At 73.4% G+C, this 13016-nt stretch carries 10 protein-coding genes; 6 read left to right on the forward strand and 4 right to left on the reverse strand.

Annotated features, from left to right (window positions below; translation table 11 throughout):
• The 3 genes from AB0O21_RS13860 to AB0O21_RS13870 all read left to right on the forward strand — a co-directional run.
• Positions 1 to 1293, forward strand: a 1293-nt coding sequence (locus AB0O21_RS13860; protein ID WP_365170600.1) for an SUKH-4 family immunity protein, incomplete at its 5' end; no start/stop codon positions are given.
• A 131-nt stretch (positions 1294 to 1424) separates the two neighbouring features.
• Positions 1425 to 2306, forward strand: coding sequence for a cellulose-binding protein (locus AB0O21_RS13865; protein WP_365170603.1), 882 nt, complete (start codon positions 1425 to 1427; stop codon positions 2304 to 2306).
• Between the two features lie 322 nt (positions 2307 to 2628).
• Positions 2629 to 3450, forward strand: coding sequence for a hypothetical protein (locus AB0O21_RS13870; protein ID WP_365170606.1), 822 nt, complete (start codon positions 2629 to 2631; stop codon positions 3448 to 3450).
• A 34-nt stretch (positions 3451 to 3484) separates the two neighbouring features.
• Here the strand turns inward: AB0O21_RS13870 and AB0O21_RS13875 are convergent, their stop codons facing one another.
• Entirely contained in the window at positions 3485 to 4342 is an 858-nt protein-coding gene (locus AB0O21_RS13875) for an alpha/beta hydrolase (protein WP_365170608.1), read from the reverse strand.
• Positions 4343 to 4423: 81 nt separating this feature from the next.
• On the opposite strand from AB0O21_RS13875, the gene AB0O21_RS13880 reads away from it, so the two are divergent.
• Positions 4424 to 4981 carry an ABATE domain-containing protein gene (locus tag AB0O21_RS13880; protein WP_365170610.1) on the forward strand — a complete coding sequence of 186 codons (558 nt, stop codon included), beginning with the start codon at positions 4424 to 4426 and terminating at the stop codon, positions 4979 to 4981.
• Positions 4982 to 5013: 32 nt separating this feature from the next.
• On the opposite strand, the gene AB0O21_RS13885 is transcribed toward AB0O21_RS13880, so the two are convergent.
• Together AB0O21_RS13885 and AB0O21_RS13890 are read right to left on the reverse strand one after the other, a co-directional pair.
• Complete coding sequence (locus AB0O21_RS13885) at positions 5014 to 5931, reverse strand: hypothetical protein (protein WP_365170612.1); 918 nt, start codon at positions 5929 to 5931, stop codon at positions 5014 to 5016.
• 75 nt (positions 5932 to 6006) lie between these two features.
• A complete protein-coding gene (locus tag AB0O21_RS13890) occupies positions 6007 to 7551 on the reverse strand; it encodes an MFS transporter (RefSeq protein ID WP_365170614.1) in 1545 nt (514 codons plus the stop codon).
• A 318-nt stretch (positions 7552 to 7869) separates the two neighbouring features.
• On the opposite strand from AB0O21_RS13890, the gene AB0O21_RS13895 reads away from it, so the two are divergent.
• Complete coding sequence (locus AB0O21_RS13895) at positions 7870 to 8658, forward strand: ABC transporter ATP-binding protein (RefSeq protein ID WP_365170616.1); 789 nt, start codon at positions 7870 to 7872, stop codon at positions 8656 to 8658.
• Between the two features lie 53 nt (positions 8659 to 8711).
• Complete coding sequence (locus tag AB0O21_RS13900; RefSeq protein WP_365170650.1) at positions 8712 to 11255, forward strand: FtsX-like permease family protein; 2544 nt, start codon at positions 8712 to 8714, stop codon at positions 11253 to 11255.
• 72 nt (positions 11256 to 11327) lie between these two features.
• On the opposite strand, the gene AB0O21_RS13905 is transcribed toward AB0O21_RS13900, so the two are convergent.
• The gene (locus AB0O21_RS13905) at positions 11328 to 12635 is read right to left on the reverse strand and encodes a DUF2079 domain-containing protein (RefSeq protein WP_365170652.1); all 1308 of its coding nucleotides are present in this window, start codon (positions 12633 to 12635) and stop codon (positions 11328 to 11330) included.
• Between the last annotated feature and the right edge of the window lie 381 nt (positions 12636 to 13016).

A 13016-nucleotide genomic window follows, 5' to 3' on the forward strand; every position in this document is an offset into this window, starting at 1 on the left:
GCGGGGTCGCTCGGTGGTGGGCTGGACCATGCGGCGACGATGCTGGCCGGTCCTGCTGTGACGGGTCAGCCGCCGGCGCCTCCTGGTCCGCCGGGGGCTCCGCGTGGCGGGGTTCCGCAGCCGCCTGGTCCGCCCGGTGCTCCTGGTGGGGGGTCGCTCGGTGGTGGGTTGGACCATGCGGCGACGATGTTGGCCGGTCCTGCTGTGACGGGTCAGCCGCCCGCGCCTCCCGGTCCGCCGCCGGGCGCGCCCGTGGCGCACCCGCAGGCGCCCCAGCCGCCTCACGTGCCCCAGGCGCCGCAGGCTCCCTCCGGCGTGCCCACGGTCGGGCCCGGCTACCAGGCCGTGCTCCGCTACCGCGCGCCCGACGGCTCCGAGCAGCAGCTCATCCGCCGCTCGGCGCCCGGCACCCCGCACCCGGAGTGGCAGATCCTGCACGAGCTGCGCGCCATGAACGTGCCGCCGCAGCAGGTGCTGGAGCTGCACACCGAGCTGGAGTCCTGCGAGCTGCCCGGCGGTTATTGCGCCCGGATGATCCGGGAGACCTGGCCGCAGGTGCGGATCACCAGCGTGGCTCCGTACGGAAAGGACCACGCGGGCCGGCAGCAGGGCATGCGGCACCTGCTCACCCATCAGGGCGAGCTGCACCAGGTGGCGGACGGCCCGGCGCGCCCCGCGCCGGTGCGGGCGCCGCTGCCGCAGGTTCCGCTCCAGCCGGCGATCCCGCTCGAAGCCATCGCGCAGGAACTGGCGGGGGCGTTCGGCCCGCAGGGCGTGTTCCGCTTCGACCAGCGGGCGGTGTCCCGTCAGGGCGTGCCGGAGATCGTGGCGCAGACGCTGGTGTGGTCGGGTCTGCCGGTCGACTTCGGGCCGTTCTTCTGGGCGCAGGCGGTGCCGGGTCAGCCGGTGCCGACGCTGGCCGAGCTGGCGGCGCAGCGGCAGGTGCAGCCGGCGTCGGACGCGGGTTCGTACCTGGTGGTCGGCAGCGACTTCGGCAAGGCGCTCTGCGTGCAGTACGGGACCGCGCACATCGTGGCCGTGCCGGTGGAGGGCGGTCCGGGCGGTGCCCCGGTGCCGCCGCAGTTCGTGAACTCGAGCCTGCCGCAGTTCGTGCGGTCGCTCGCGATGCTGGGTCACATGTGGCGGCTGCGCCAGCATCTGACGCCGGAGCAGGCGGGCCACTGGACGGTCGACTTCCAGGCGAACCTGGCGGGGCTCGACAGCGCGGCGCTGGCTTCGCCGGAGAGCTGGTGGTCGGTGCTGCTGGAGCAGATGTGGGACGGGCTGCTGTAGCGCTGCCGCCCGCGTGACGTCGAATGGCCGGGCCGAGACCCCTTGAAAGGGGTTTCGGCCCGGCCATTCGGGCTTCTGGGAGCAAATGGCGCATCCTTGACAGGAATCCCCGCGAGAGAGGCCCTACCAGGATGACTGCCCCCATTGCGATCGTGCGCGGCCGTGGCTACCGGGTGGAGGACGTGGACCGGTACCTCGCCCGGCTGTCCGGAAGTCGCGACGAGGCCTGGGAGCGGGTGGCGCGGCTGACCGTCCTGGCGAAGCGGATGGAGGCGGAGGCGGAGCGGCTGCGGGGCGCCGTGGCCGCGCTGGCGGCGGTGGGGCCGCAGATGTACGACGACCTGAGCGAGCGGGCCCGCCGGATCCTGCTGCTGGCGCAGGAGGAGGCGCAGACCCTGCGGGAGGAGGCGCGCGGGGACGCGTCGGCGACGCGGGGTGCGGCGGAGGCGCACGCGGACCGGGTGGCCGAGTTGGCGCGGCAGGACGCGGAGGCCGTACGGGAACAGACGGAGGTCCGGGCCCGGCAGGGGCTGCTGCGGGCGCAGCGGGAGGCGGACGAGGCGCGGGCGGCGGCGCGGGAGGACGCGGCGGAGTGGCGCTCGGAGGCGGCGGCGGGTCTCGCGGAGACGCGGCGGCGGGCGGACGCGGTGCTCGCGGAGCGCGAGCAGGAGCAGGCGGAGCGGTGGGACGCGGCGGGGCGGGAGCTGGCGGCGCGGGAGGCGGAGCTCGCTGCGCGGCATGCCGAGTTGGAGCGTGAGGCGGAGGCGCGGCTGGCGGAGGCGCGGCGGGGCTTCGCGGAGGCGGAGGAGGCGGCGCGGCACGGGCAGGAGGACGCGGAGGCGCTGGCCGCGGAGTTGGTGGCGGAGGCGCGGGTGGAGGAGGAGCGGGTGGGGCGGGAGACGGAGCGGGTCCTGCGGGAGCACGCGGAGGCGGAGGAGGAGATGCGGGCCCACATGAACCACGTCCGCGCCAGCCTGGCGGCGCTGACGGGCCGGGCTCCTGCCGAGGGCTGACCGGGTCCTGGGCCGTGCTCCGGCCGAGGGCTGACCGGGTCCTGGGCCGGGGGCGTGCCGGGGCGGGGGTCGGGGTGGTTCCGCCGGGGCTGGTGGCGTGCCGGGGCGGGGGCGGGGTGGTTCCGCCGGAGCCGGACTCCCGCCGGGGCGTCTCCTCGGGCTCCGAACGTTTCCAGGGGTCGGTGGGCCGAGGGCGGCCCAGTTCGGAGCCCTGCGGGGACGCCCCGGCGTGCGCCCGGCCCCGTCGGAACCGGCGGGACACCGGCCCGGGCGGTCGTCAATTTCGTGGCGGGCCGGTGCCAGTGGCGCCCATGCTGGGCGGATGGGTGAGCGTGCGAACTACGTCGTCGTCCGCGAGAGCGGTGAATTCGAGTTGTACCTGTCCCGGTTCGGGGCGGTGGGGCTCGACCTCGACCTGTTGGCGGGGCCGGCGGAGGCGCTCTCGATGGTCAGGGGGCTCCGGGTCACCGACTGGTGGCTGGACGACGTGTTCTGCCAGGGGGCGGCGCTGATCGACCTGGGCCGGAAGGTGCTGATGCTGTTTGCCTGGGAGGGGCCGAGTGCCGTCATGCGGCACCGGGCGGCGACCCTGGAGTTGTTGCGGGAGGCCTGGGCGGGGTGGGACGTGCGGTGGATGTACGACGGCCCGGCCGAGGTGCGGGCGTACCTGGGGTTGGACCCCGAACGCGTCCGTGATCGCGAGGGCGGGCTGGTGGTGGGGCCGGTGATCGGGCCGGGCGACGAGATGCTGGCCGAGCCCGAGCCGATGGTGGCGGTGGTGACGGTCGGGGCGGACCGCTGCCACCTGTTGGCGAACGTCAACGACCATCCGGTCCGGGAGGGGCCCGCCCTGCTCGCGCGGTTGGCGGGTGGGCCGGAGCACGGGGTGTGCCGGGTGGCGGCCGATGCCGGTGTCCATGTCGATCCGGTGCGGCGCCGGGTGGGTTGGTGGGTGCTCGGGGCGTCGGCGGAGGCGTACGAGATGCCGCGGCGGTGGCCCGGTTGGACGGTGGAGTTCTGGCAGGACCGCTGGGAGGAGCACGTGCGTGCAGCGGCCGGGCGGTTCGAGCCGCCGCCGGTCGACCGCGAGCGCGCGGTGGCGGACGTGCGGGCGGCGGCCGGGCTCCGGCGGTACGGCGGCTAGTGCTGTGACCCGGTGAACCTTGCCGGTCACAGCACTAGGGGAGGTCGCTCAGGAAGGCCGCGATCAGCGGGGTGATGACCCCGAGGTGGGTTTCGAGGGCGAAGTGGCCCGCGCCGTCGAAGACGTGGACGGCGGCGTCCGGTGCGTCGCGGAGGTACGCCTTCGCGCCGGAGGGGGTGAAGAAGGGGTCGCCCGCGCCCCAGACGACCAGGACCGGCGGGCGGGCGGTGCGCAGCCAGGACTGCCAGGCCGGGTAGAGGGCCAGGTTCGACGCGTAGTCGAAGGCCAGGTCGGCCTGTGCGTCGGCGCGGCCGGGCAGGGCGAGGTAGTGGGCGTCGAGGGTCCAGTTGTCGGGGGAGACGAGGGTCGGGTCGGCGACGCCGGCTTCGTACTGGAAGCGGGTGCCTTCCTCGGTGAACAGGCCGCGGACCTGCTCTTCGTTCCCGGGGACCTCGCGGCGGAGCGCGGTGAACTCGCGGGCCATGTCCGACAGGCCCTCTTCGTACGCGTTGCCGTTCTGCACGATCAGGCCGGTGATGCGCTCCGGGCGGCGCGTGGCGAGGCGCAGGCCCACCGGGGCGCCGAAGTCGAAGACGTACAGCGCGAAGCGGTCCAGGCCGAGGGCGTCGGTGAAGTGCTCGATGGTGTCGGCGAGCTTGTCGAAGGTGTACGTGAAGGAGGCCGGGGCCTGGGTGCGGCCGAAGCCGGGGTAGTCGGGGGCGATCAGGCGCCAGGGGGTGTCGCCGAGGGCGTCCATCAGGCGGGCGAACTGGTGGGAGGCGGTGGGGAAGCCGTGCAGGAGCAGCAGGACGGGGCCGTCGGCGGGGCCGCTCTCGCGGTAGGCGACCTGTACTCCGTCGACGTCGACGGTGCGGTGCTGGACAACAGTCATCACATGCCTCCTGAGGCCTCGGTCCCATTAGTCTCTCCCGGTGATCACTAATGCGTCAAGGGGCGGGGTTAGCATTAGGGGGTGACGACGACTTTTCCGCTCACCGGTGAGCCCCTCGCCCTCGACCTCCTCAACACCGACACCGCCCTCGGTGACCTGGTCGCCGACCCGTCCGGGCTCGCGGCGTGGCTGGCCGAGCAGGAGGGGCGGCTGGCGCCGGTCGGGGAGGTGGGCGAGGCCGAAGTGGCGGCCGTGCGGGGCGTACGGGAGGCCGCGCGGGCGGCGTTCGACGCGGTGCGGGCCGGGGAGCGGCCCCCGGCCGGGGCGCTGGCCGTGCTGAACGGGGCCCTGGCCGCGGCGCCCGTCCACCGAGAGCTGGGCTGGAGCGAGGAGGCCGGTCCGACGGCGGCCGCGCGTCGGGTGGGCACCCCGGCCGGGAGGCTGGCGGCGGAGCTGGCCGAGGCGGTCGCCGACCTGCTCACCGACCCCCGGGTGGGCAAGGTGCGCGCGTGTGAGGGGGAGGGGTGCGTGCTGGTCTTCCTGCCGGCGCACCCCCGCCGCCGCTGGTGCGTGGCGTCGGCCTGCGGCAACCGGGCCCGCGTGGCCCGCTACTACGCCCGGCACAAGGGCGAGGCCTAGGGGGTGTCCGGCCCTGATCCGCCGGACACCCCCTAGAGCGCCCCCGGCCGGGCCGGCCCCCACCGCCCTGCTTCGGAAGGGGCCGCCTGGCCCGCGGGCTGCGCCGGGACGGACGGGGCGGCCGGCTCGTAGCGGTGCGGGTCGCTGCGCAGGCCGCGCGGTGTGGAGACGACCACCGTGAACGGGGGCTTCGCGGACTCCGGGAGGGCCGCGGTCAGGGTGCCCGTCGCGGGGTCGGCGGTGGCCGGGACGGCCGTGTCGTTCACGGTGACCCGGGGCGGCGGGCCCGCCGGGTCCGGGGTGAAGCCGCCGCCTTCGATGGTGAGGGCCGAGCCGGCGAGGGTGACGTCCGTGATGACCGGGTTCGCGCGGACCGCCATCTTGTTGATCAGGTACGCGCCGGCCGGGGCGCCCGTGAGGGCCCAGATCTCGGCGGGGAGGCGGGGGAGCCCGCCGCCGGCGTCCGCGAGGAAGAACAGGACCACGTACAGCATCGTCACCGCGCTGAGGGCGACGTACTGGAGGTCGACCAGGTCCACCCGCCCGCTGTCGTTCGCGACGAGCTCCCGCAGCGGGCGGCGGCCCGAAGGGGTCGGCTTGGGTGCGGGTTTGGCCATGCTGCCGTTCTCCAGCCGCATGCCGACGACCGTCTTCGCACCGATCAGGGCCGCGTACGGGCCTCCGAGCAGCGGCAGGTAGACGGTGGTGAGGGTGGAGAGCGGGCCGTCGGGGCCCTGGAAGTACGCGACCCCGCCGCCCGCGGTGAGGCCGTGGGCGAGGATCGCGAGCAGCAGCCAGACGAGGATGACCGTCCAGGCGAGGGCCAGGGTGGTCGAGGTGGAGAGGCGGCCGTCGCGGCCGGTGACGAAGCCGGGGTGGCGGTAGAGGCGGCGGCCGACCGGGACGGTCAGCGCGGCGAGTAACGCCAGTGCGAAGAGTGTGGATGCCATGTCGTCCCCCCGGAAGCGGTCCTGGTCACAGGGTCCCCGAATGGCTGGGGTCATGACAAGCCGGTCTCGCTCCCGCTACTGCTCCTGCTCCGGCAGTACGGGGAACTTCCGCGGCGCCACCAGCAGCAGGACCAGCAGTGCCGCCACGGCGGCCGCCGTGGCGCCGAGGAAGATGTTCTCCACCGCCCCGGCCACCGCCTCGCGCAGGTACTCGGCGGCGGCCCGCGGCAGGAGCCCCGGCTGGTCCAGCGCCTTCGCGACGTCGTCCAGGTGGTCCGGGAGCCCGGGCATCGGGGCGTTCCCGAGCCGGGCGGCGAGGGTGGCGTTGGCGACGGCCCCCAGCAGCGCCGCGCCCACGCTCTGGCCGACCTGGCGGCAGAACAGCACGGAGGCGGTCGTGGTGCCGCGCTCGGCCCAGCCGACGGTGGACTGGACCCCGACGATCAGCGGGAGCTGGAACAGGCCGAGGGCGCCGCCCAGCAGCAGCATGATCAGCGCGGGCTGCCAGGCCCGGGCGGGGTGGGGCAGCAGGGTGAAGGCGAAGAGGATCGCCGCGGCCAGGGCGATCCCGACGACGGCGCAGTCGCGGAAGCCGATGCGCCGGTAGACGTGCTGGCTGACGGCGGCGGTGATGGGCCAGCTCAGGGTCATCACGGACATGACCAGCCCCGCGCCGACGGGCCCGAGGCCGAGCACGGACTGGGCGTACGTCGGCATGAACACCATCGGCGCGACCATCAGCAGGCCGAGCGCGCCCATCGCCAGGTTGACGGCGGCGATGGTGCGCCGGCGCCAGACCCAGCCGGGCAGAATCGGTTCCTCGGCCCGGCGCTCCACCCGGACCACCACGACGGCCAGCAGCGCACTGGCGGCCAGCAGCCCGAGGGAGGGCGCCGACAGCCAGGGCCAGGCGACCCCGCCCTGGACGAGCGCGAAGAGCAGCAGCCCGCCGCAGGCGAACACGCCGAGCGCGCCCGCCCAGTCGATCGGGCCCCGGCGCCCGGGCGAGCGCACGGGCTCGACGAGGTGGCGGGAGATCATCCACAGGGCGAGGCCGGCCAGCGGCAGGTTGATCAGGAAGATCCAGCGCCAGTGCGCGTACGAGGCCAGCAGCCCGCCCAGCGCCGGCCCGGCCACGGCCGAGACCGCCCACACGGTCGACATCCGGGCCTGGATCTTCGGCCGCTCCTTCAGCGGGTAGAGGTCGCCGGCCAGGGTCTGGATCGTGCCCTGGAGGGCGCCGCCGCCCAGGCCCTGGACGATCCGGAAGGCGATGAGGGCGGCCATGTTCCAGGCGGCCGCGCACAGCAGCGAGCCGATGAGGAAGAGGCCGATGCCGAAGAGGAGGACGGGCTTGCGGCCGAGGGTGTCGGTCAGCTTCCCGTAGACGGGCAGGGTGACGGTGACGGCGAGCAGGTAGCCGGAGAAGAGCCAGGAGAAGACGGAGAAACCGCCGAGGTCGCCGACGATCTGCGGCACGGCGGTGGCGACGATCGTGCTGTCGAGGGCGACGAGCGCCATCCCGAGCATGAGCGAGGCGACGACGGCACCGGCCGGTCGCCCGGCCGGCGTCGTACCCGCGGCTTCGGCTGTGCCGGCCGCGCTCTCCCCTGCGCTCACCACAAGATCCCTTCCCCGTACACGTATATGCGGGGAACACCATCTCACCGCTGCGATGCCCGCCGGTATCCCCCAGCACGCATCGTCCGAAGGGTGGACAACCCCTAAGGGGAGCTCCGTAGGACGGCCCAGGGACCGTTCGTCCCGGCGGATGAGGTGCGGGGTCCGGGCAGCTCCTTAACTGGGACATACGGGCCGGGGGCCGGGGGTGGGGTTAACCCCCGGGCGGATACGGCGATGGGCACCAGCGCGCCGCGCCCCCCTCCCGCCACAGACTTCAGACGGCGGCGACCGCAACACCGAAGAAGGAGAACGACCGTGACAACGGCTATGACCGAAACCAGGCACGGGGGTACTGGAGGGCATGAAGCCGTCGCGGCCCGGGCGCGTGCGGTCGTCAAGGCCTACGGCACCGGGGAGACCCGCGTGGTCGCCCTCGACGACGTGGATGTGGACATCATGCGCGGCCAGTTCACCGCGATCATGGGCCCCTCCGGCTCCGGCAAGTCCACCCTGATGCACTGCCTCGCCGGCCTCGACACGGTGACCAGCGGGAAGATCTTCCTGGACGACACCGAGATCACCGGGCTGAAGGACAAGAAGCTCACGCAGCTGCGCCGCGACCGGATCGGCTTCATCTTCCAGGCCTTCAACCTGCTGCCCACGCTCAACGCCCTGGAGAACATCACCCTCCCCATGGACATCGCCGGGCGCAAGCCCGACGGGCAGTGGCTGAACCGGGTCGTGGAGACCGTCGGCCTGGCCGGCCGCCTCAAGCACCGCCCGACCGAGCTCTCCGGCGGCCAGCAGCAGCGCGTGGCCGTGGCCCGCGCCCTCGCGGCCCGCCCGCAGATCATCTTCGGCGACGAGCCGACCGGAAACCTGGACTCGCGGGCGGGCGCCGAGGTCCTCGGCTTCCTGCGCCGCTCGGTGGACGAGCTCGGCCAGACCATCGTCATGGTCACCCACGACCCGGTCGCCGCCTCGTACGCGGACCGCGTCATCTTCCTGGCGGACGGCCGGATCGTCGACGAGATGTACGGGCCCACCGCCGACCAGGTCCTCGACCGGATGAAGGACTTCGACGCGCGCGGGCGGACGTCGTGAGCAACACCGTCCTCAAGACCTCGCGGCGCAATTTCGTCGCGCACAAGGGGCGGATGGCGCTGTCCGCCGTGGCGGTCCTGCTCTCCGTGGCCTTCGTCTGCGGAACCCTGGTGTTCACCGACACCATGAACGCCACCTTCGAGAAGCTCTTCGCGACCACAGGCGCCGACGTCACCGTCTCCGGCAAGAGCATCGGGGCCGGGGACGACGTCGAGAACCCGGCCAACGCCCGGCCCGCGACCATCCCGGCCGCCGCGGTCGCGAAGGTCTCCACGGTGCAGGGCGTGGAGTCCGCGCAGGGCAGCGTCGTCTCCCTGTCCGTGACCGTCGTCAACGACCGGAACAAGAACGTCGGCCCCACCTCCGGGGCCCCGACGATCGCCGCGAGCTGGAACGACAACGAGCTCAAGTCGATGAAGGTCAGCTCCGGCCACGAACCGCGCGGCCCGACCGAGGTCATGGTCGACGCCGACACGGCGAAGAAGCACGGCCTGAAGCTCGGCGACGAACTGCGCACCATCGCCGTCACCGGCGACTTCCGCGCCAAGATCTCCGGCATCGCCACCTTCAAGGTGACCAACCCCGGCGCCACCGTCGTCTACTTCGACACGGCCACCGCCCAGCGCGAACTGCTCGGCGCCCCCGACCTGTTCACCAACATCAACGTGACCGCCAAGGACGGCGTCAGCGACGAGCAGCTCAAGGCGGGCATCGCGTCCGCCGTCGGCGCCGACACCTTCAAGCTGCAGACCGCCAAGGAATCCGCGGACCAGGGCCGCAAGGACGTCGGCTCCTTCCTCGACATCATGAAGTACGTGATGCTCGGCTTCGCCCTCATCGCCTTCCTGGTCGGCATCTTCCTGATCTTCAACACCTTCGCCATGCTGGTCACCCAGCGCACCCGGGAGATCGGCCTGATGCGCGCCATCGGCGCCGACAGCGGGCAGGTCCTGAAGTCGGTCGTCGTCGAGGCCTTCCTGCTCGGCCTGGTCGGCTCGGTCCTCGGCATCGGCGCCGGCGTGGGGCTGGCCGTCGGTCTGATGAAGCTCATGGGCCAGATGGGCATGAACCTGTCCACGGACGACCTGACGATCGCCTGGACCACCCCGGTCATCGGCGTCGTCCTCGGTGTCGTCGTCACGGTCGTCGCCGCCTTCGTCCCGGCCCGCCGGGCCGGCAAGGTCTCCCCGATGGCCGCCCTGCGTGAAACCGGTACCCCCGGCGACAGGAAGGCCGGCATGCGCCGCGCCCTCCTCGGCCTGGTCCTCACCGGCATCGGCGGCGCCGGGCTCTTCCTCGCCTCGGCCGCCGACGACGCCACGGCCGGATCGGCCTGGCTGGGCCTGGGTGTCGTCTTCAGCCTCATCGGCTTCATCGTGATCGGCCCGCTGCTCGCCGCGGGCGTGGTCCGCGTGCTCTCCGGCGCGGTCCTGCGGCCCTTCGGCTCCATCGGCCGGCTCGCCGAGCGCAACGCGCTGCGCAACCCGCGCCGCACCGGCGCCACCGCCGCCGCGCTGATGATCGGCCTCGCGCTGGTCGCCTGCCTGTCGGTGGTCGGCTCCTCGATGGTGGCCTCCGCCACCGAGGAGCTCGACAAGAAGGTCGGCGCGGACTACATCATCAACTCCCAGACCGGCCAGCCGCTCATGCCGCAGGCCGAGCAGGCGGTCCGCTCCGTCCCGGGCCTCGACCACGTCACGGCCTACCGGGAGGTGCCGGCCAAGGTCACCGCCCCCGACGGCAGCAGTGAAGAGGTCGAACTCGGCGCCAACGACCCGTCGTACGCCAAGGACATCCGGCGCAAGATGGTCGCCGGCGAGCACGCGGCCGCGTACGGCAAGGACTCCATGTCGGTGGGGTCGGAGTACGCGACCACGCACGGCATCAAGCTGGGCGACGAGCTGACGGTCGCCTTCACCGGCGGCAACACCGTCAAGCTGAAGGTCGCCGCGATCACCCTCGACGAGGGCAGCATCGACAAGAGCATCAAGTACGTCAGCACCGCGCTCGCCGAGGCGAACGTCCCGGCCGACCGTCTGGCACGCCCCTTCATGCTGCTGGCCAGCGCGAAGGACGGACAGAAGGGCGCCCAGAAGGACGCCACGTACGCCGCGGTCAAGGCGGCGGTGGCGGAGCACCCGCAGTACACCGTGCGCGACCAGACCGACTACAAGCAGGCCATCCAGGACCAGGTCGGCCAGCTGCTGAACATGGTCTACGGGCTCCTCGGCCTGGCGATCATCGTCGCGATCCTGGGCGTGGTGAACACCCTCGCCCTCTCGGTGGTCGAGCGGACCCGGGAGATCGGCCTGATGCGCGCCATCGGCCTCTCCCGCCGCCAGCTGCGGCGGATGATCCGCCTGGAGTCGGTGGTCATCGCCCTCTTCGGCGCCCTGCTCGGCCTCGGGCTGGGCATGGGCTGGGGGGCGAGCGCACAGCAGCTGCTCGCCCTGGAGGGGATGAACGTGCTGGAGATCCCGTGGCCGACGATCCTCGGGGTGTTCGCCGGATCGGCCCTGGTGGGTCTGCTGGCCGCGCTGGTGCCGGCCTTCCGGGCGGGGCGGATGAACGTGCTGAACGCGATCGCGAGCGAGTAGGCGGCGCCGCGGCCGCACGGGGGGAGCGCCGGTCCGGGACCTCGGGTCCCGGGCCGGCGCCCTGCCGTCCGCTCAGGCCCGCCGCATCAGGACGACGCCTTCGACCTCGTCGACGAGGGTGAACCGTTCGCCGGGGTGCAGCTGGGTGGCGTAGGCGGTCGGGTCCTCGCCGGCCCACTTGGAGCCGTTGTCGAGGGCGATCCAGTCCGGGACCACGCCCTTGCTGCCGCCGACCCACAGCACGCGGCAGCGGGAGGTCAGCCGGGTCAGCGGCCCGGTGTCGGCCTCCACCGTCGCCCCGTCGGGGATCCGGTCGAGGAGGCGCTCGACGGCGGTGACCCGGGCGGGCTTCTCGTACGTGCTCGCTTCGACGAGCTTCGACGTCGGCATGGCGGTCGCGGCGAGCGCGAGGGAGGCGGCGAGCACGGCGGTGGGCATCTGGAGGGCGTACGAGCGCAGCCACGGGCGGTCGGCGCGGCGCAGGGTGTCGACGGCGTCGACGAGGGCGAGGGCGACGACGGGCATCAGGACGGCGCTGTAGTGCCAGTCGGTGGACCAGTAGTGGTCGTCCCCGGACAGGAACCGCCAGCCGAGGGTGGGGGCGGCGACCAGCAGCAGCGGTGAGCGCAGTGCGAGCAGCCCGGAGGTGGGCAGGAGCACCCAGGTCAGGGTGGTGAGCTTGGTGCCGAGGCCGGCCAGGGGGCCGGCGCCGTGGATCTTGTCCCAGTAGCCGTAGCCCGCGGTGGCGAAGGCCGGTATGAAGACGGTGAAGACGAGGACGGCGAACACGACGGCCGCGGCGGCGACACCGACCGCCGTCCAGGCGGCCCGCCGGTCGGTGGACCGGGCCCGCCAGGCCACCACGACGGCGAGGGCGGCGAGGGTGAAGCCGAGGTCCTCCTTCACGAGGACCAGCGGCAGCGCCCACAGCAGCGCGGCCCGCCAGCGCCGGGAGAGCAGCGCCTCCAGGGAGAAGGCGATCAGCGGCACGGCGAAGGCGATCTCGTGGAAGTCGAATTCCACGGCCCGCTGGATCCCCCAGGACAGCCCGTACGCGACCCCGACGGCGATCCCGCGCGCCCGCCCGAGCAGCCGCCCGGCGGCCCGGGTGACGGGGACGGCGGACAGCGCGAACAGGGCGGCCTGCACGACCAGCAGGGTGACGGGGCCGGGGAACAGCCGGTAGACGGGCGCGGCCAGCGCGATGACCGGGCTGAAGTGGTCCCCGAGGATGTTGGCCCCGGGCCCCTTCAGGTCGGCGACGGGTGCCTGGAAGTGGGCGTAGGCGCGGATGGCCTGCTCGAAGATCCCCAGGTCCCAGGAGGCCCATTCCATCCGCCGGAACCGCCCGATGGACAGCACGAGGTAGACGAGGAACATCCCGCCGGCCACCAGGTACGGCCCCGGCCACCAGGCCCTTCCCGGCTTCGCCGCGGCCGGTTCCACCGGTGCCGGGCGGGCTATCGCGTCACTCGTCACGGAGTCGTGCTCCTAGGCCGGTCGGCGTCTCTCCGGCGGGGGCGACGCGGCGAGCTCAGACGGTCAGTACGGGGACATCGTAGAGCGGGATGTACTTGTCCCGGGTGACGAGCGTCGGCCCCTCTGCGCGTCCGCCGGCTGGGGGGAGTCCGTCAGCCACCACACGACGACGTGCGTGTCGGCCGGAAGCTTCACCTGATTTCTCCCAGGAGGCCCCGGCCTTCAGGCCGGGGAGGAATGGGTCCTTGGGGCGGAGGCGCGGAGCGCCGGAGCTCGGTTCGC

The sequence above is a fragment of the Streptomyces sp. NPDC091371 genome, assembly GCF_040684275.1.
GTDB lineage: Bacteria > Actinomycetota > Actinomycetes > Streptomycetales > Streptomycetaceae > Streptomyces.